General features: G+C 60.1%; 15 protein-coding genes. 10 read left to right on the top strand and 5 right to left on the bottom strand.

Annotated features, from left to right (window positions below; all coding sequences use genetic code 11):
* Positions 1 to 62: 62 nt before the first annotated feature.
* From ACO6VD_RS07655 to ACO6VD_RS07645, 3 genes are all read right to left on the bottom strand, one after another.
* Positions 63 to 377, bottom strand: a complete 315-nt coding sequence (locus ACO6VD_RS07655) for a DUF2388 domain-containing protein (RefSeq protein ID WP_422418082.1) — start codon at positions 375 to 377, stop codon at positions 63 to 65.
* Positions 378 to 431: 54 nt separating this feature from the next.
* Entirely contained in the window at positions 432 to 2138 is a 1707-nt protein-coding gene (locus ACO6VD_RS07650; RefSeq protein ID WP_422418080.1) for a GspE/PulE family protein, read from the bottom strand.
* A gap of 99 nt (positions 2139 to 2237) precedes the next feature.
* Positions 2238 to 2558 carry a hypothetical protein gene (locus ACO6VD_RS07645; RefSeq protein ID WP_422418078.1) on the bottom strand — a complete coding sequence of 107 codons (321 nt, stop codon included), beginning with the start codon at positions 2556 to 2558 and terminating at the stop codon, positions 2238 to 2240.
* A gap of 125 nt (positions 2559 to 2683) precedes the next feature.
* Here ACO6VD_RS07645 and ACO6VD_RS07640 point away from each other — a divergent pair, with 125 nt between their 5' ends.
* Complete coding sequence (locus tag ACO6VD_RS07640; RefSeq protein WP_403042039.1) at positions 2684 to 3154, top strand: Lrp/AsnC family transcriptional regulator; 471 nt, start codon at positions 2684 to 2686, stop codon at positions 3152 to 3154.
* Between the two features lie 3 nt (positions 3155 to 3157).
* Here the strand turns inward: ACO6VD_RS07640 and ACO6VD_RS07635 are convergent, their stop codons facing one another.
* Positions 3158 to 4549, bottom strand: coding sequence for an inorganic triphosphatase (locus ACO6VD_RS07635; protein ID WP_422418076.1), 1392 nt, complete (start codon positions 4547 to 4549; stop codon positions 3158 to 3160).
* A gap of 127 nt (positions 4550 to 4676) precedes the next feature.
* Between ACO6VD_RS07635 and argE the strand changes: the two genes are divergently transcribed.
* The gene (gene argE, locus ACO6VD_RS07630) at positions 4677 to 5834 is read left to right on the top strand and encodes an acetylornithine deacetylase (RefSeq protein ID WP_422418074.1); all 1158 of its coding nucleotides are present in this window, start codon (positions 4677 to 4679) and stop codon (positions 5832 to 5834) included.
* A gap of 115 nt (positions 5835 to 5949) precedes the next feature.
* Positions 5950 to 7248 (top strand): amino-acid N-acetyltransferase, encoded by a 1299-nt coding sequence (gene argA / locus ACO6VD_RS07625; RefSeq protein ID WP_422418071.1) that lies wholly within the window; start codon positions 5950 to 5952, stop codon positions 7246 to 7248.
* 60 nt (positions 7249 to 7308) lie between these two features.
* Here argA and ACO6VD_RS07620 read toward each other — a convergent pair whose 3' ends face one another.
* Positions 7309 to 8685 (bottom strand): glutamine synthetase family protein, encoded by a 1377-nt coding sequence (locus ACO6VD_RS07620; RefSeq protein ID WP_045181598.1) that lies wholly within the window; start codon positions 8683 to 8685, stop codon positions 7309 to 7311.
* A 582-nt stretch (positions 8686 to 9267) separates the two neighbouring features.
* On the opposite strand from ACO6VD_RS07620, the gene ACO6VD_RS07615 reads away from it, so the two are divergent.
* The 7 genes from ACO6VD_RS07615 to ACO6VD_RS07585 all read left to right on the top strand — a co-directional run bounded on the left by ACO6VD_RS07615 (position 9268) and on the right by ACO6VD_RS07585 (position 17563).
* Complete coding sequence (locus ACO6VD_RS07615; RefSeq protein ID WP_400171268.1) at positions 9268 to 10626, top strand: glutamine synthetase family protein; 1359 nt, start codon at positions 9268 to 9270, stop codon at positions 10624 to 10626.
* Positions 10627 to 10673: 47 nt separating this feature from the next.
* Positions 10674 to 12032 carry an aspartate aminotransferase family protein gene (locus ACO6VD_RS07610; RefSeq protein WP_422418068.1) on the top strand — a complete coding sequence of 453 codons (1359 nt, stop codon included), beginning with the start codon at positions 10674 to 10676 and terminating at the stop codon, positions 12030 to 12032.
* Between the two features lie 169 nt (positions 12033 to 12201).
* Positions 12202 to 13299, top strand: coding sequence for an extracellular solute-binding protein (locus tag ACO6VD_RS07605; RefSeq protein WP_422418066.1), 1098 nt, complete (start codon positions 12202 to 12204; stop codon positions 13297 to 13299).
* Positions 13300 to 13462: 163 nt separating this feature from the next.
* A complete protein-coding gene (locus ACO6VD_RS07600; RefSeq protein WP_422418064.1) occupies positions 13463 to 14557 on the top strand; it encodes a polyamine ABC transporter substrate-binding protein in 1095 nt (364 codons plus the stop codon).
* A gap of 59 nt (positions 14558 to 14616) precedes the next feature.
* On the top strand, positions 14617 to 15759 hold the full coding sequence (gene potA / locus ACO6VD_RS07595) for a polyamine ABC transporter ATP-binding protein (protein WP_274296205.1): 1143 nt from the start codon (positions 14617 to 14619) through the stop codon (positions 15757 to 15759).
* Positions 15756 to 16676 carry an ABC transporter permease subunit gene (locus ACO6VD_RS07590; RefSeq protein WP_422418061.1) on the top strand — a complete coding sequence of 307 codons (921 nt, stop codon included), beginning with the start codon at positions 15756 to 15758 and terminating at the stop codon, positions 16674 to 16676. Before potA ends, ACO6VD_RS07590 begins: the two co-directional genes overlap by 4 nt.
* Complete coding sequence (locus ACO6VD_RS07585; protein WP_422418059.1) at positions 16673 to 17563, top strand: ABC transporter permease subunit; 891 nt, start codon at positions 16673 to 16675, stop codon at positions 17561 to 17563. Before ACO6VD_RS07590 ends, ACO6VD_RS07585 begins: the two co-directional genes overlap by 4 nt.
* The last annotated feature ends 7 nt before the right edge of the window (positions 17564 to 17570 follow it).

Here is a 17570-nt window from a genome sequence, read left to right as displayed (position 1 = left end):
TTGGGTGGACGCCCCCCCCCCCCTGGGTTGGCCGGGGGGAGTGGTCCTTCCCCCGCGATGAATTACTGCGCTACGGCATTCTTGGCCAGGATCGCCTGAGCCAATTCCATATCGCTGACCTCAAGCCCCGGGTTGTCGGCCCGGACTTTCTGAATGGCCGATTCCAGGTACGGCCCGCGAATGGCGCCTTCGCTGGCGACAAAGCTGCCGGCATCATCCTGCGCTGCTACCACCAGCTTGTGATCCTTGGACGTCAAATAAGAGGAAGCAGTGGTCGCGCCGGAGGAAATGACATTGCGCCAGAACGTATCGGCCATGGCCGAACCGATTGGCAGGGAGAGCAGGGCAAGGGTCGCGACTGCAATTTTGAGACGCATCGAGGGGTGACTCCAACTGAGGTGAACTGCCAGCTTGGAGTGGTTCCCCCGCATCTAGTTCCCTGGCGCCACCCGGAGTATTTCAGCCGCCGTAGTCAGGCCCGATGCCACTTTTTGTGCACCGCTTTGTTGCAGGGTGAGCAGGCCTTCGTCGAGGGCTTGTCGACGCAGTATTGCCAGGTCGGTATCGCTGCGAATCTGCTTGATCAGTTTTTCGCTCATGCCTAGCAGTTCGTAAATGCCGGTGCGGCCGTGATAACCCGTTTGTCGGCATTCATGGCATCCCTTGGCCTGATAGCCACCTTCGCCTTCAGCCAACGGGACCTTGCAGGCAGTGCAGAGCGTGCGTACCAGGCGCTGGGCCATCACCCCGATCAGGCCGGCCTTGATCAAGTGCGGTGCAATACCCAGCTCCAGCAGGCGGCTGATGGCGCTGCAGGCGTCGTTGGTGTGCAGGGTGGAAAGCACCAGGTGACCGGTCAGCGCGGCCTGGAAGGCCACCTGGGCGGTCTCAAGGTTGCGGATCTCGCCGATCATGATGATGTCCGGATCCTGGCGCAGCAGAGCGCGCGCACCTTCGGCAAAACCCAGGTCTATCGCTGGATGGACCTGTAACTGGTTGAACCCGGGTTCGACCATTTCGATCGGGTCTTCGACCGTACACAGGTTGACCTGAGGTGTGGCCAGGTACTTGAGCGTGGCATACAGGGTGCTGGTCTTGCCCGAGCCGGTGGGACCTGTCACGAGGATCAGGCCGTGGCGTTGTCCGATCAACGCTTGCCAGCGCTGCAGGTCGTCGCCCTCCAGGCCAAGCTGGGGGAAATCCTGTTGCAGCAAAAGCGGGTCGAAGATGCGCAGCACCAGCTTTTCACCGAAGGTGGTGGGCAGGGTCGACAGGCGCAACTCGACTTCGTTGCCAGCGGGCAGGCGGGTTTTGATCCGACCGTCCTGGGGGCGCCGCTTTTCCGCGACATTCATGCCGGCAAGGGTTTTCAGGCGACTGATGACGGCCAGGGTGACCTCGGCCGGGAACTGATAGACCGGGTGCAGCAAGCCGTCGATGCGAAAGCGCAAATGACCCTGGTCGCGCCGCGGCTCCAGATGGATGTCGCTGGCGCGCTGATCGAACGCGTACTGCAGCAGCCAGTCGGCGATGGTGACGATATGAGCATCTTCGTCTTCGCGTTGCTGACCGCGCGCGCCCAATTCGAGCAGTTGTTCGAGATTGCCGGGTGCGAGCGGCGACAGGGGTTGGCGGCCGGCGCCATTGACCGAACGGGCCAGTTGAAAGAACGCCTGGCTGAACTGGCGAATCTGCACGGGGCTCGCCAGCACGTGCTTGATCGGGCGTCGCAGTACCTGGGCCAGATCCGTTTCCCAGGACCTGACATAGGGCTCGGCACTGGCCACGGTAATGCCCTGGGCGTCGGTCGCAACGGCCAGTATGCCGTGACGCTGGGCGAAGGCTGCAGACATCAGGCCGCTGGTTGCGGCGAGGTCGAGTTGCAGCGGATCAATATACAGGTATGGCACGGCGGCCCGTTGGGCCAGCCACTGACACAGGGTTTCAAGATCCAGACGCTGACCGGGTCGGCGTGGGTCAGGCAGGGCCTGGCGGGCGATGTATTCGAGAGGGTGTATATCGCTGGTCACGCGTTGGGTTCGCAGCGCCTGAACCGTGTCGGGATCGATGAGTTGCGCTTCGAACAGGTCGCTCAGCAGGCCGTCCAGGCTCAGCCTGCGATCCTCGCTGTCAGTCATTTGGCGTCCTTGCCTTTGTGCCTGAAGGGGTGGCAATCACAAGCGTAGTTGACTGGGAGAAATAGCAAGGCCGAGATGCGTTTCCAGGCATTGCCACATTCAGTCCGGACGCTGGGTACATTGCAGGCGGACCTCGTCGACACAGATCAGATTGCGCATTTTTTGCGCAATGAGCTCGGCTCGGTGCCAGCTCAAGCCAGCAATCTCGATGTCGACGTTGAGCAGATCGCCTTGTTGGCACATCTGCACCTTGTGCGGGGTGAGGAACTGCAGGGCGAACAGATTCAAGATACGGCACAGGCTGTCCGGTTCGGCTTCGACCTGTAATTGGTAGTGCACGCAGCTGTGCGCGCTGCCGCTGGCCCAGACATCGTCGCGCATCGGGGTGAGAGGGCTGTCGAAGCGTTCGAGTGCGCTCATGGGATTCTCCGGTTAAGTGCGAGAAATTTTCACATGCGCGGCGGGGTATTTTTTCTCTATGATTTGAGGAAATGGCGAATGTTCGACTTGTTCAATTCGCACAAATGCTCAATCTGGGGAAGTTTATGCACAGCGAATTGGACGCCTATGATCGCCGCATCCTGGCCCTGTTACAGGAGGACGCTTCGCTTTCCAGTGCGCAGATTGCCGAGCGCGTGGGGCTTTCTCAGTCACCCTGCTGGCGACGGATTCAGCGTTTGAAGGAGGAGGGGGTGATTCGCGGTCAGGTGACCTTGCTCGACCGCAAGAAAATCGGCCTGAACACGCAGATTTTCGCCGAGGTCAAACTCAACGCCCACGGACGCTCCAACTTCACCGAATTCACCGAGGCAATCCGCGGCTTCCCGGAAGTGCTGGAGTGTTATGTGCTGATGGGCGCAGTGGATTTTCTGCTGCGTATTGTCACCCCGGACATCGAAGCCTACGAACGGTTCTTCTTCGAGAAGCTGTCGATGGTGCCGGGGATCCAGGAGGTCAACTCGATCGTGGCCTTGTCTGAAATCAAGTCCACGACGAGTCTACCGGTGTTGCGCTGAACCTTACTTGCGCAGCAGGTGCTTCCAGCCACGGCTCTGGAACACGGCCATGGCCTGGTCGGCACGGGCTTCCAGGACCTGGGTGCGGACGTCGGCTTCCACTTCGTCGCTGATCGACTGGTTGGCCAGCTCGTGCAGCTTGTTCAGTTCACCGAACAGGCGGTCCAGGTCCGGGCTCTCCAGCACCTGACGGGCATGGTGCAGCCAGGCCAGCAGACGCTCGATACGCGGCAGCTGTTCGGCCAGGTCTTCCGGTTGGCGATGGTACAGCGGCAGGTTCAGGGCCTTGGCTTCGTCAGCCAGCAACACGTTCAGCCAGTTGGCCAGTTGTGCGGCACCCTGACGGTCGCCGCGCTTGTTGCGCTCGACGGTCCAGCCACGGGCCAGCAGCCAGCGCGAGGTTTCCAGGGAGAACTGACCCCAGCGGGTGTCCAGCAGCTCTTCGGCGAACTGCTCGGGTGCGGCACGGCGCACGTCTTCGTCGTCGTTGCCGGCCAGTACCAGCGGGCGCCAGTCTTCCAGCAGGGCATCGAGGCTGCTGCGCAGGGCGGCAGTGGTGGTACGCGGTGCGGCCTGACCCAGGCTGCTGGCCAGGGCGCGCAGTTCGGCCAGGGCCTGAACCCAGTCCTGCAGCAGGCGCCAGTGGCCATTGAAGCGGTACTGTTCGGCCAGGCGCTGGCTGGCGCCAAGCAGTTGCCAGGCGAGGGCGGCGAAGGCGTCGTCCAGCGGCATCTCGGCGCTCAGTTCGGCAGCCGGCAGGCTCAGCGCGTAGCTGGCCGGGTCGAGCAGGCGGTAGCCGCGTTCAGCCTTGCTGATGTCGCATGGGAACAGCGGCAGGGCGGCGGACAGCTCGGCAGCCAGTTCCAACAAAGCTTCTGGCTCACCTTCGCGCAGTTCCAGCTCCAGCTCGCAGATTTCTTCTTTCTGCTTGCCCGCAACCACGGTGCCCAGGTCCAGAGCGGCTTCGATGACCACTTTGGCCTTGCCACGGCCCCAGGCGATTTCCGCGTATTCACGGGTGAAATCGGTGGTGAACAGCGCTTTGATGGACTTTTTGTCGACTTCGGCGAGTTCTGCCGGCCAGCATTCGTCGTCGAGCTTCTTCAGGTCCAGCTTGGCCTTGGGCAGTTGCCACTCGTGTTCATTGCGCTGCGACAGACCGGCGACGCTCTGGCCACGGGTCTTGAGGGTCTGGATGACCACGTCGCCGTCGCGGCGCAGGCGCAGCGCGACCTTGGCGGCGGCCAGGTCACGCTCAGGGGTGTCGAAGTACTGATTCAGCAGCTCGCGCTGCTGCCAGCCAGACTTGTTACGCTTCTTCAGCAATGGGTGTTCGCGCAGGGCGGCGAGGGTCTCGCGGCTGACCCGCAGTTTGATTTCGGTTTCTTTGTGCATTGCTGAGTAATCCAGGCTCGGATGACAGGGAGCGTCTTGGCCGTGCAGTGTACAGGACTCGGCCGCTGACGGTTTATTCCAGGTGCCCGAAGGCCCTATGATGGGATTCGCCTCAAGGAGAACGCGCATGCCACTGCCATCGCTCAAAGACCAGTTCGCCGCACTGATTGCCACGCCTTCGGTCAGTTGCACCCAACCTGCGCTGGACCAGTCCAACCGCGCGGTGATCGACCTGCTGGCCGGCTGGTTGGGCGACCTGGGCTTTGCCTGCGACATCCAGCAGGTGATGCCGGGCAAGTTCAACCTGCTCGCCAGTTATGGCAGCGGCCCGGGCGGGCTGGTGTTGGCCGGGCACAGTGACACGGTGCCCTATGATCCTGAGTTGTGGCAGACCGATCCGTTAAAGCTGACTGAAGTCGACGGCCGTTGGGTCGGTCTTGGCAGCTGCGACATGAAAGGCTTCTTCGCCCTGATTATCGAGGCCGTGCAGCCATTGCTGACCAATGATTTCAAGCAGCCGCTGCTGATTCTCGCCACCTGCGATGAAGAAAGCTCCATGTCGGGTGCTCGCGCCCTGGCCGCAGCCGGTCGTCCTCTGGGCCGCGCGGCAGTGATTGGCGAGCCGACCGGGCTCAAGCCGATTCGCCTACACAAAGGGGTGATGATGGAGCGCATCGATATCCTCGGGCGCAGCGGCCATTCGTCGGATCCGCGCCTGGGCCACAGTGCATTGGAGGCCATGCATCAGGTCATGGGTGAGTTGATGAACTTGCGCCAGCAGTGGCAGAAAGAGTTCAACAACGCCCAGTTCAGCGTGCCGCAGCCAACCCTGAACTTCGGTTGCATTCATGGCGGTGACAATCCCAACCGGATCTGTGGCCAGTGTGCCCTGGAGTTCGACTTGCGGCCTTTGCCGGGCATGGACCCAGAGGCGTTGCGTGCGGCCATCCGGCAGAAACTGGCACCGTTGGCCGAGCAGCACCAGGTGAAAATCGACTATGCCCCGTTGTTCCCCGAAGTGCCGCCCTTTGAGCAGGCCGCCGATGCGGAGCTGGTACGGGTAGCCGAACGTCTTACCGGGCATCGCGCCGAAGCGGTAGCCTTTGGCACCGAAGCGCCTTATCTTCAGCGCCTGGGCTGTGAAACTCTGGTGCTGGGCCCGGGTGACATCGCCTGCGCCCACCAGCCGGGTGAGTACCTTGAAATGTCACGCTTACAGCCTACCGTGCGTCTATTGCGTGAGTTGATCGAACATTATTGCCTGAGCCCGGTAATTGCCCGCTGAGTTCAGCCGTATTCCCAAAGGAGATTGCGCGTGACGCCTAGCCTGTTCCGACGATAACCCTTCGAGCGCTGTGTGCTTTCCCGTTCTTGTCCCTTTTTCTACAGGCTCTGTGGTTATGCCCGATTACGTCAACTGGCTGCGTCATGCTTCGCCTTACATCAATGCCCACCGGGACTGCACCTTTGTGGTCATGCTGCCCGGTGACGGTGTCGAACACCCCAACTTCGGCAATATTGTCCACGACCTGGTCCTGCTGCACAGCCTCGGGGTTCGCCTGGTGCTGGTGCACGGTTCGCGTCCGCAAATCGAAACCCGCCTGGCCGATCGTGGCCTGACGCCGCACTACCATCGCGGCATGCGGATTACCGATGCGGCCACCCTGGATTGCGTGATCGACGCGGTCGGCCACCTGCGCATTGCCATCGAGGCGCGTCTGTCGATGGACATGGCGGCTTCACCGATGCAGGGTTCGCGCTTGCGCATCGCCGCGGGCAACCTAGTAACTGCGCGGCCGATTGGCGTGCTTGAAGGCGTGGATTATCACCACACCGGTGAAGTACGCCGGGTCGATTGCAAAGGTATCAACCGCCTGCTCGATGAGCGCTCCATCGTGCTGCTGTCGCCACTGGGCTACTCGCCGACCGGGGAAATCTTCAACCTGGCCTGCGAAGACGTGGCTACCCGTGCCGCCATTGAGCTGGGCGCCGACAAATTGCTGTTGTTCGGCGCCGAGCGCGGACTGCTCGACGAACAAGGGCGGCTGGTACGCGAACTGCGTCCGCAGCAGGTTCCGGCGCATTTGCAGCGCCTGGGCAGTGATTATCAGGGTGAGTTGCTCGATGCCGCCGCTGAGGCCTGCCGTGGTGGCGTGGCACGCAGTCATATCGTCAGCTATGCCGAAGACGGCGCTTTGCTCACTGAGCTGTTTACCCGTGATGGCGGCGGTACCCTGGTGGCCCAGGAGCAGTTCGAGAAGGTGCGCGAGGCGGCGATCGAAGATGTCGGCGGCTTGCTTGATCTGATCAGCCCGCTGGAAGAGCAGGGCATCCTCGTGCGTCGTTCGCGTGAAGTGCTGGAACGCGAGATCGAGCAGTTCAGTGTGGTCGAGCGCGAAGGCATGATCATCGCCTGTGCGGCGCTTTATCCGATTGCAGATTCCGAGGCCGGGGAGCTGGCGTGTCTGGCCGTGAATCCGGAGTATCGCCATGGCGGTCGTGGTGACGAGCTGCTGGAACGTATCGAGACGCGGGCGCGGGAGATGGGGCTCAATACCCTGTTTGTGCTGACGACGCGGACTGCGCACTGGTTCAGGGAGCGGGGCTTTGTGCCGAGCGGGGTCGAGCGGCTACCGGCGGCGCGGGCTTCGCTGTACAACTACCAGCGCAATTCGAAGATTTTCGAGAAGGCTTTGTAAAGCATCGCGGGGCAAGCCCGCTCCCACAGGTGGGAGCGGGCTTACCCCGCGATAAGGCCATCAAACGGTATGCAGATACCAGTTGTACTCGAGGTCGGAGATGGAGTGTTCGAACTCCTCCAGCTCACTCTCTTTACAGGCCACGAAGATATCGATGTATTTCGGATCGATGTACTTGGCCAGGATCTCGCTGTCGTCCAGCTCGCGCAGGGCATCACGCAGGTTGTTCGGCAGGCTCTGCTCGTTCTGCTCGTAGGAGTTGCCTTCGGTCGGTGCGCCCGGTTCGACCTTGTTGGTCAAGCCATGGTGAACACCGGCCAGTACGGCAGCCATCAGCAGGTACGGGTTGGCATCGGCACCGGCTACGCGGTGTTCGATGCGCACGGCGTCTGGTGAACCGGTCGGTACACGCAGGGCCACGGTACGGTTGTCCAGGCCCCAGCTTGGCGAGTTTGGCACGTAGAACTGGGCACCAAAGCGGCGGTACGAGTTGACGTTCGGGCAGAGGAACGCCATCGACGCCGGTAGGGTCTCGAGCACACCGCCGATCGCGTGACGCAGTGCGGCGTTCTGCTCGGGATCCTCGCTGGTGAAGATGTTCTTGCCATCTTTGTCCAGCACCGAGATATGGACATGCAGACCATTACCCGCCTGACCTGGATAGGGCTTGGCCATGAAGGTGGTGTCCATCTCATGGTCGTAGGCGATGTTCTTGATCAGGCGCTTGAGCAGTACCGCGTAGTCGCAGGCCTTCATCGGGTCGGCAACGTGGTGCAGGTTGACTTCGAACTGCGCCGGGGCGCTTTCCTTGACGATGGCGTCGGCAGGGATGCCCTGCTCCTTGGCGCCTTCGAGGATGTCCTGCAGGCAGTCGACGTATTCGTCGAGGTCATCGATCAGGTAGACCTGGGTCGACATCGGACGTTTGCCGGAAATCGGCGAGCGCGGCGGTTGTGGACGGCCGTTCACGTTCTCCTGGTCGATCAGGTAGAACTCAAGTTCAAACGCGGCGCAGATGGTCAGGCCCATCTCATCGAACTTGCTGACCACCTGGCGCAGGACTTCTCGCGGGTCGGCAAAGAACGGCTCGCCTTCGAGCTCGTGCATGGTCATCAGCAGTTGCGCGGTAGGGCGCTTCTGCCAAGGCTCGTTGGAAAGTGTGTCGGGGATTGGATAGCAGATGCGGTCGGCATCGCCGATGTCCAGGCCCAGACCGGTGCTTTCGACCGTCGAACCGTTGATATCCAATGCGAAGAGGGAGGCCGGCAGGTTGATGCCTTTCTCGTAAACCTTGTGGAGGCTGGTGCGCTCGATGCGCTTGCCACGCACCACACCATTCATATCTGCAATCAGAAGGTCAACGTAGAGAACCTCAGGATGTTCCTTAAGGAACGCGTTCGCTTCGTTAAGCTGAACGGCACGCGGGGGTACCGACATGATGCAACACCTTTGTTGTTAAAAATATCAATCAATGGGGGCTTGCAGCTCCAGTCAATCGGAAAGCCCTACTGAAGTCAAGCCAACCCCATGATGCCCTAAAATGGCCCTCGAGCGGCATTTTTGCTGCAATTGGGGGCGGGAACAACCGCTGCTTTCGTACGAGAAGCGCGATTATTCCGGGGGCCGTGTTCTATTTTTTACGGGGGTGTTGTGTAAAAAAATGAACAAGGCTAAGCTCGGTGGCAACCCATAACATCAATAATACCGGGGGTTACATGTCACGCCAGCCGACAACCGGCCTCACCGCCTGCCGCCCGCAGATCGGTCTGCACGCATTTTACGCGAGCGTCTATCGCTGCGCGTCACGCCTCAGTACCCCGGCTGAAATAATTGACGGCTCGGGCCGTCTGCCCATTGTCGCCGCACCTTCGAATACTCTCTGCCTTCACTATAGCGGCTCTCGTCGCGGCATGCCCCTGCGCGGCTTTTGCTTTACCCCCGCGCGGCATACAGAATGTCTGGGACGGCCCACTCCGGGTGTCCTGACGACTGTCCAGACATTTACCTCCTGAGGTATTTATGAGTAACAACCTCGACCAGCTCACCGATTGGTTGAAAGAACACAAGATCACCGAAGTGGAGTGCTTGATCAGCGACCTCACCGGTATCACCCGTGGCAAGATTTCTCCAACCAACAAGTTCATCGCCGAAAAAGGCATGCGCTTGCCCGAGAGTGTCCTGCTGCAAACCGTTACCGGCGACTACGTCGACGACGACATCTATTACGAATTGCTGGACCCGGCGGACATCGACATGATCTGCCGGCCTGACGAGAACGCGGTGTTTCTCGTGCCGTGGGCCATCGAGCCAACCGCTCAGGTGATCCACGATACCTATGACAAACAGGGCAATCCGGTTGAGCTGTCGCCGCGCAACGTGCTCAAGAAGGTATTGAAACTCTATGCCGACAAGGGCTGGCAGCCGATCGTGGCGCCGGAAATGGAGTTCTACCTGACCAAACGCTGCGAAGACCCGGACTTCCCGCTGCAGCCGCCGATCGGTCGCTCCGGCCGTCCGGAAACCGGCCGCCAGTCGTTCTCCATTGAAGCTGCCAACGAATTCGACCCGCTGTTCGAGGACGTCTACGACTGGTGCGAACTGCAGAACCTCGACCTGGACACGCTGATCCACGAAGACGGCACCGCGCAGATGGAAATCAACTTCCGTCACGGTAACGCCCTGGCCCTGGCCGACCAGATCCTGGTGTTCAAGCGGACCATGCGTGAAGCGGCGCTCAAGCACAACGTTGCCGCCACTTTCATGGCCAAACCGATGACCGGCGAGCCGGGCAGTGCCATGCACCTGCACCAGAGCATCATCGACGTGCATACCGGCAAGAACATCTTCTCTGATGAAGATGGACGCATGAGCGAACTGTTCCTCAACCACGTCGGTGGCCTGCAGAAGTTCATTCCCGTGGTGCTGCCGCTGTTCGCGCCGAACGTCAACTCGTTCCGCCGCTTCCTGCCCGACACCTCGGCGCCGGTGAACGTCGAGTGGGGCGAAGAAAACCGTACCGTCGGCCTGCGCGTACCGGATGCCGGCCCGCAGAACCGTCGCGTCGAAAACCGTCTGCCCGGCGCCGATGCCAACCCCTACCTGGCGATCGCCGCCAGTTTGCTGTGCGGCTATATCGGCATGGTCGAAGGCATCAAGCCAAGCGCTCCGGTGCAGGGTCGTGGCTACGAGCGACGCAACCTGCGCCTGCCGTTGACCATCGAAGATGCCTTGGAACGCATGGAAAACTGCAAGGCCCTGGAGCCGTACCTGGGCAAGAAATTCATTGCCGGCTACGTCGCAACCAAACGCGCCGAGCATGAAAACTTCAAACGCGTAATCAGCTCCTGGGAACGTGAGTTCCTGCTGTTTGCGGTCTGATCAACCCGGAGCCGCAGGACCGCGGCCGTCAGAAAACGGAGAAGCACATGAGTGTCAACAACCCGCAAACCCGCGAGTGGCAAGACCTGAGCCGTGATCATCACCTGGCGCCTTTCACTGACTATAAACAGCTGAAAGAGAAGGGCCCACGGATCATCACCAAGGCCGAGGGCGTGCACTTGTGGGACAGCGAGGGCAACAAGATCCTCGATGGCATGGCTGGTCTGTGGTGTGTGGCGGTCGGCTACGGTCGCGAAGAACTGGTTGAAGTGGCGGCCCGGCAAATGCGCGAGCTGCCGTACTACAACCTGTTTTTCCAGACCGCGCACCCTCCGGCGCTGGAACTGGCCAAGGCGGTCTCTGCCGTGGCGCCGAAAGGCATGACCCATGTGTTCTTCACCGGCTCCGGTTCTGAAGGTAACGACACCAACCTGCGCATGGTCCGCCACTACTGGGCGGTCAAGGGCAAACCGCAGAAGCAGGTGATCATCGGCCGCATCAACGGTTATCACGGTTCCACCGTGGCCGGTGCCGCGCTGGGTGGCATGAGCGGTATGCATGCGCAGAGCGGCACGCTACCGGGCATCGTGCATATCCCGCAGCCGTACTGGTTCGGTGAAGGCGGCGACATGACCCCGGATGAGTTCGGGGTGTGGGCAGCCGAGCAACTGGAAAAGAAAATCCTCGAAGTCGGCGAAGACAATGTCGCCGCCTTTATCGCCGAGCCGATCCAGGGCGCAGGCGGCGTGATCATTCCGCCGGAAACCTACTGGCCGAAGATCAAGGAGATCCTCGCCAAGTACGAGATTCTGTTCATTGCCGACGAAGTGATCTGTGGCTTCGGGCGTACCGGTGAGTGGTTCGGCTCCGACTACTACGACCTCAAGCCTGACCTGATGACCATCGCCAAGGGCCTGACCTCCGGTTACATCCCCATGGGTGGTGTGATCGTACGTGACGAAGTCGCCAAAGTGGTCAGCGAAGGTGGCGATTTCAACCACGGCTTCACCTACTCCGGTCACCCGGTTGCCGCTGCCGTGGGCCTGGAAAACCTGCGAATCCTGCGCGACGAGAAAATTATCGAGCGGGTCAAGGAAGAAACGGCACCGTACTTGCAAAAGCGTTTGCGCGAGCTCAACGATCACCCGTTGGTGGGCGAAGTGCGTGGCCTGGGCATGCTCGGTGCAATCGAGCTGGTCAAGGACAAGGCAACCCGCGCCCGTTACGAAGGTCAGGGCGCCGGCATGATTTGCCGCCAGCACTGCTTCGACAACGGTCTGATCATGCGCGCGGTAGGCGACACCATGATCATCGCACCACCGCTGGTCATCAGCCGTGAAGAGATCGACGAGCTGGTGGAAAAGGCGCGCAAATGCCTGGACTTGACGCTTGAGGCACTGAAATAAGCAAGTGCTAGGCTAGCGTAATGGCATCATCGTGTTTCGAGGCGCACTTTGGTTGAAAGTGCGCCTTGGAACTTGCCAGACTAGCGACTGTTTCAGTCGCCCTGTGCTTGCGCCGTAAAGAGCCGGCCACTGAACAGATGGCTAAATAAAAAATTCTGGAGCATTACGCATGAAGAAATTGGGCAAGACGTTGTTGGCTATGTCCCTTATGGGCGCCATGGCCAGTGCTGTTCAGGCGGATGACAAAGTGCTGCACGTCTATAACTGGTCCGATTACATCGCACCAGACACCGTCGCCAACTTCGAGAAGCAAACCGGCATCAAGGTCGTCTACGACGTCTTCGACAGCAACGAAACGCTCGAAGCCAAGTTGCTGGCAGGCAAGTCCGGTTACGACATCGTCGTACCGTCGAACAACTTCCTGGCCAAACAGATCAAGGCGGGCGTCTACCAAGAGCTGGATCGTTCCAAGCTGCCGAACTGGAAGAACCTCGACGAAGACCTGCTCAAGGCCGTTGGCGACGCCAGCGACCCGGGTAACAAATATGCGTTCCCCTACATGTGGGGCTCCATCGGTATCGGCTACAACCCGGAGAAGGTCAAGGCAGTGCTGGGCGTCGACAAGATCGATTCCTGGGACGTGGTGTTCAAGCCCGAGAACATCGAAAAGCTCAAGAGCTGCGGCGTAAGCTTCCTCGATGCCCCGACCGAGATGATCCCGGCGGCCCTGCATTACCTGGGCAAGCCGACCAACAGCACAGACAAAGCTGACCTGAAGGCAGCCGAAGATCTGTTCATGAAGATCCGTCCGTCGATCGGCTACTTCCACTCCTCCAAGTACATCTCCGACCTGGCCAACGGCAACATCTGCGTAGCCGTGGGTTACTCGGGTGACCTGGAGCAGTCCAAGGCCCGTGCTCACGAGGCCGGTGACAAGGTCAAGCTGGACTACATCATTCCGAAAGAAGGCGCCGGTACCTTCTACGACATGGTCGCCATCCCTAAAGATGCCGTCAATGTCGACGCCGCCTACAAGTTCATGGACTTCCTGATGCAGCCGGAAGTCATGGCCGGTATCACCAACGCCGTACGTTTCCCGAACGGCAACAAGGCGGCTACTCCGCTGGTGGACAAGGATATCTCGGGCGATCCGAGCATCTATCCGCCGGCTGATGTGAAGAAGCAGCTGTACGCCATTGCTGACCCAGGTGCGAAAGCTCAACGCGAGATCACTCGTAGCTGGACCAAGATCAAGTCGGGCAAATAAGCCCGATTGACCCTGGGTGTGGTGCAAATCACGCCCAGGATCACGAAAAGTGGCAAATAGTTTTTGCGACATGCGTGTATCGAAGGTAAGTTGCGCGCCGGTTTGCTTGTCCGGCAGGGATTTCTGCCGTTTGACTCGGGCACTTTTGTAGAGGACCTCCCACTTGTCTATTTCCATTTTTCGCAAGGCCATCCTGGCTGGAGCGGGTCTGACGCTGGCGATCAGCGTCCAAGCGGCGCCCACGGTGCACATTTACAACTGGTCGGACTACATCGGCCAGACGACACTCGCGGATTTTGAAAAAGCCACCGGGATCAAACCGGTGCAGGATGTCTTCGACTCCAATGAAACCCTGGAAGGCAAGCTGCTGGCCGGTCGTACCGGCTATGACGTAGTAGTGCCGTCCAACCATTTCCTCGGCAAGCAGATCAAGGCGGGCGCTTTCCAGAAGCTCGACAAGTCGCTGCTGCCGAACTATTCGAATCTCGACCCGGCGCTGATGAAGCGCCTGGAGAAGAACGATCCGGGCAACCAGTACGCGGTCCCCTACCTGTGGGGCACCAATGGCATCGGCTACAACGTCGAGAAGGTCAAGGCCGCGCTGGGTACCGACAAGATCGATTCCTGGGCCATGCTGTTCGAGCCGGAAAACATCAAGAAGCTCTCCAAGTGCGGCGTTGCTTTCCTCGACTCGGCTGACGAGATGCTTCCGGCGGTGCTGAACTACATGGGACGTGATCCCAACAGCACCAACCCCAAGGACTACGCCGATGCCGAGAAGAAGCTGCTGGCCGTGCGTCCTTACGTGACCTACTTCCACTCCTCCAAGTACATCTCGGACCTGGCCAACGGTGACATCTGCGTGGCCGCAGGATTCTCCGGCGATATATTCCAGGCCAAGTCCCGCGCCGAAGAAGCCGGCAAGGGGGTCAAAGTGGCCTATGTGATTCCCAAGGAAGGCGGCAACCTCTGGTTCGACATGCTGGCGATCCCCAAGGATTCCAAGAATGTCAAAGAGGCCCACGCTTTCATCAACTATTTGCTGCAGCCTGAGGTGATTGCCCAGGTCAGCGATTACGTCGGTTATGCCAACCCGAACCCCAAGGCTGGCGATCTGATGGACCAGAGCGTGCGAACCGACGCAGCGGTTTACCCACCGCAAGAAGTGCTGGACAAGTTGTACGTCAACTCGGAGCTACCTCCCAAGGTGCAACGTTTGATGACCCGTAGCTGGACCAAGATCAAGTCGGGCAAGTAAAAATCCAGAGTCCGTCACGGCAGGGGCGGACGCAAAAAATCTTGTTGGGAGTTTCACAAATGGCTGTTGCCTCCGGTGCCTATAAGAAAGCCCTCGAGGGCGACCAGCAACCTAAACAGGTGCTGGTCAAAATCGACCGGGTCACGAAAAAGTTCGACGAAACCATCGCCGTGGACGATGTGTCCCTGGAAATCAAGAAGGGTGAGATCTTCGCTCTGCTCGGTGGCTCCGGTTCGGGTAAATCCACCTTGCTGCGTATGCTGGCCGGTTTCGAACGGCCAACCGAAGGGCGGATCTTCCTCGATGGCGTAGACATCACCGACATGCCGCCCTACGAGCGGCCGATCAACATGATGTTCCAGTCCTATGCGCTGTTCCCGCACATGACCGTGGCGCAGAACATCGCCTTCGGCCTGCAGCAGGACCGTATGCCCAAGGCTGAAATCGACGCCCGTGTCGGCGAGATGCTCAAACTGGTGCACATGACCCAGTACGCCAAACGCAAGCCGCATCAGCTGTCCGGTGGTCAGCGTCAGCGTGTGGCCCTGGCCCGCTCCCTGGCCAAGCGTCCGAAGCTGCTGCTGCTCGATGAGCCGATGGGTGCGCTGGACAAGAAACTGCGTTCGCAGATGCAGCTGGAACTGGTAGAGATCATCGAGCGGGTCGGCGTGACCTGCGTCATGGTGACCCACGACCAGGAAGAGGCCATGACCATGGCCCAGCGCATCGCCATCATGCACCTGGGCTGGATCGCCCAGATCGGTAGCCCGATCGACATCTACGAGACCCCGACCAGCCGCCTGGTCTGCGAGTTTATCGGCAACGTCAACCTGTTCGAGGGTGAAGTGGTCGAGGATGCCGAAGGTCACGCGGTCATTGCCAGTCAGGAACTTGAGCGCAAGATCTACGTCGGCCACGGTGTGACCACCTCGGTAGAAGACAAGCGCATCACCTATGCACTGCGTCCGGAAAAACTGCTGGTGACCACTCAACAGCCGACCTGCGAGCACAACTGGTCGCGCGGCAAGGTCCACGACATCGCCTACCTCGGCGGCCACTCGGTGTTCTACGTCGAGCTGCCTGGCGGCAAGATCGTCCAGTCGTTCGTCGCCAACGCCGAGCGTCAAGGCACTCGTCCGACCTGGGATGACCAGGTCTACGTCTGGTGGGAAGACGACAGCGGCGTGGTACTGCGGTCATGAACATGCGCAAGCTCAAGCGAGCATTCAACCGAATAAAGCCTGAAGGGCGTCATGTGGTGATCGGCGTGCCGTTCATCTGGCTGTTCCTGTTCTTCATGCTGCCGTTCTTCATCGTCCTGAAGATCAGCTTCGCTGAAGCAGACGTGGCGATCCCGCCGTACACCGAAATCTACAGCTACGTCGAAGACAAGGTGCAGCTGGTGCTGAACATGGCCAACTATGGCCTGTTGACCCAGGATGAACTGTACATCTCGGCGTACCTGGGCTCGTTGAAGATGGCCTTCTTCAGCACACTGCTGTGTCTGCTGATCGGCTATCCGATGGCCTATGCCATCGCCAACGCACGCAAAGAGACCCAGACGGTCCTGTTGCTGCTGATCATGATGCCGACCTGGACGGCGATCCTGATTCGCGTGTATGCCTGGATGGGCATTCTCAGCAACAACGGCCTGCTCAACAGCTTCCTGATGTGGCTGGGCCTGATCGACCAACCGTTGCAGATCCTCAACACCAACCTGGCGGTGTACATCGGCGTGGTCTATTCGTACCTGCCGTTCATGATCCTGCCGCTCTACGCCAACCTGGTCAAACATGACCAGAGTCTGCTTGAAGCCGCGTCGGACCTGGGTTCGAGCACCTTCAACAGCTTCTGGAAGATCACCGTGCCGCTGTCGAAGAACGGCATCATCGCCGGCTGCATGCTGGTGTTCATTCCGGTGGTCGGTGAGTTCGTTATCCCGGAACTGCTCGGCGGTCCGGAAACCCTGATGATCGGTAAAGTGCTCTGGCAAGAGTTCTTTAACAACCGTGACTGGCCGGTGGCGTCCGCCCTGGCGGTGGTAATGCTGGCGATTCTGATCGTGCCGATTCTGCTCTTCAACCGTAGTCAGGCCAAAGAGATGGAGGGCAGGGCATGAAGCGTTTCAGTTTCTCCAAGCTGATGTTGATCGTGGGCTTGCTGTTCATCTACCTGCCTATGCTGATCCTGGTGATCTACTCGTTCAACGCCTCGAAGCTGGTGACGGTCTGGGGCGGCTGGTCGGTCAAATGGTACGTCGGCCTGCTCGACAACAGCCAGTTGATGGGCTCGGTGATGCGCTCTCTGGAAATCGCCTGCTACACCGCGATTGCCGCCGTGGCGCTGGGCACCCTGGCAGCCTTCGTGCTGACCCGGGTGACACGCTTCAAGGGCCGTACCCTGTTCGGTGGCCTGGTCACCGCGCCGCTGGTAATGCCTGAGGTAATCACCGGTCTGTCACTGTTGCTGCTGTTCGTGGCCATGGCGCAGATGATCGGCTGGCCGCAGGAGCGCGGTATCGTGACCATCTGGATCGCGCATACCACCTTCTGTGCTGCCTATGTGGCGGTGGTGGTGTCGGCACGTCTGCGTGAGCTGGATCTTTCCATCGAAGAAGCGGCCATGGACCTGGGTGCCAAGCCGTGGAAGGTGTTCTTCCTGATCACCATCCCGATGATCGCACCGTCGCTGGCGGCGGGCGGCATGATGTCCTTTGCCCTGTCGCTGGACGACCTGGTACTGGCCAGCTTCGTGTCCGGTCCGGGCTCGACCACCTTGCCGATGGAAGTCTTCTCTGCCGTGCGTCTGGGCGTGAAGCCGGAAATCAACGCCGTGGCCAGCCTGATCCTGCTGTCGGTGTCGCTGGTGACCTTCATGGTCTGGTACTTCAGCCGTCGTGCCGAAGAACGTCGCCGCCGGGCGATCCAGCAAGCGATCGAGGAAAGTGCTGCCGATTCGTGGAAACAACCGGACGTGGGGCGCGCCGCGACGCCGGTTTCGGCTTGACCTGAAA

The sequence above is a fragment of the Pseudomonas sp. GZD-222 genome, from assembly GCF_049310525.1.
In the GTDB taxonomy this organism is placed as follows: domain Bacteria; phylum Pseudomonadota; class Gammaproteobacteria; order Pseudomonadales; family Pseudomonadaceae; genus Aquipseudomonas.
Note: the sequence above shows the minus strand (reverse complement) of the source record. Positions and strands in the feature narration are given on the sequence as shown.

What these genes read in the sequence shown, in the direction of transcription:
- ACO6VD_RS07655 (WP_422418082.1), bottom strand. Translation starts at nt 377, where the DNA reads ATGCGTCTCAAAATTGCAGTCGCGACCCTTGCCCTGCTCTCCCTGCCA.
- ACO6VD_RS07650 (WP_422418080.1), bottom strand. Translation starts at nt 2,138, where the DNA reads ATGACTGACAGCGAGGATCGCAGGCTGAGCCTGGACGGCCTGCTGAGC.
- ACO6VD_RS07645 (WP_422418078.1), bottom strand. Translation starts at nt 2,558, where the DNA reads ATGAGCGCACTCGAACGCTTCGACAGCCCTCTCACCCCGATGCGCGAC.
- ACO6VD_RS07640 (WP_403042039.1), top strand. Translation starts at nt 2,684, where the DNA reads ATGCACAGCGAATTGGACGCCTATGATCGCCGCATCCTGGCCCTGTTA.
- ACO6VD_RS07635 (WP_422418076.1), bottom strand. Translation starts at nt 4,549, where the DNA reads ATGCACAAAGAAACCGAAATCAAACTGCGGGTCAGCCGCGAGACCCTC.
- argE (WP_422418074.1), top strand. Translation starts at nt 4,677, where the DNA reads ATGCCACTGCCATCGCTCAAAGACCAGTTCGCCGCACTGATTGCCACG.
- argA (WP_422418071.1), top strand. Translation starts at nt 5,950, where the DNA reads ATGCCCGATTACGTCAACTGGCTGCGTCATGCTTCGCCTTACATCAAT.
- ACO6VD_RS07620 (WP_045181598.1), bottom strand. Translation starts at nt 8,685, where the DNA reads ATGTCGGTACCCCCGCGTGCCGTTCAGCTTAACGAAGCGAACGCGTTC.
- ACO6VD_RS07615 (WP_400171268.1), top strand. Translation starts at nt 9,268, where the DNA reads ATGAGTAACAACCTCGACCAGCTCACCGATTGGTTGAAAGAACACAAG.
- ACO6VD_RS07610 (WP_422418068.1), top strand. Translation starts at nt 10,674, where the DNA reads ATGAGTGTCAACAACCCGCAAACCCGCGAGTGGCAAGACCTGAGCCGT.
- ACO6VD_RS07605 (WP_422418066.1), top strand. Translation starts at nt 12,202, where the DNA reads ATGAAGAAATTGGGCAAGACGTTGTTGGCTATGTCCCTTATGGGCGCC.
- potA (WP_274296205.1), top strand. Translation starts at nt 14,617, where the DNA reads ATGGCTGTTGCCTCCGGTGCCTATAAGAAAGCCCTCGAGGGCGACCAG.
- ACO6VD_RS07590 (WP_422418061.1), top strand. Translation starts at nt 15,756, where the DNA reads ATGAACATGCGCAAGCTCAAGCGAGCATTCAACCGAATAAAGCCTGAA.
- ACO6VD_RS07585 (WP_422418059.1), top strand. Translation starts at nt 16,673, where the DNA reads ATGAAGCGTTTCAGTTTCTCCAAGCTGATGTTGATCGTGGGCTTGCTG.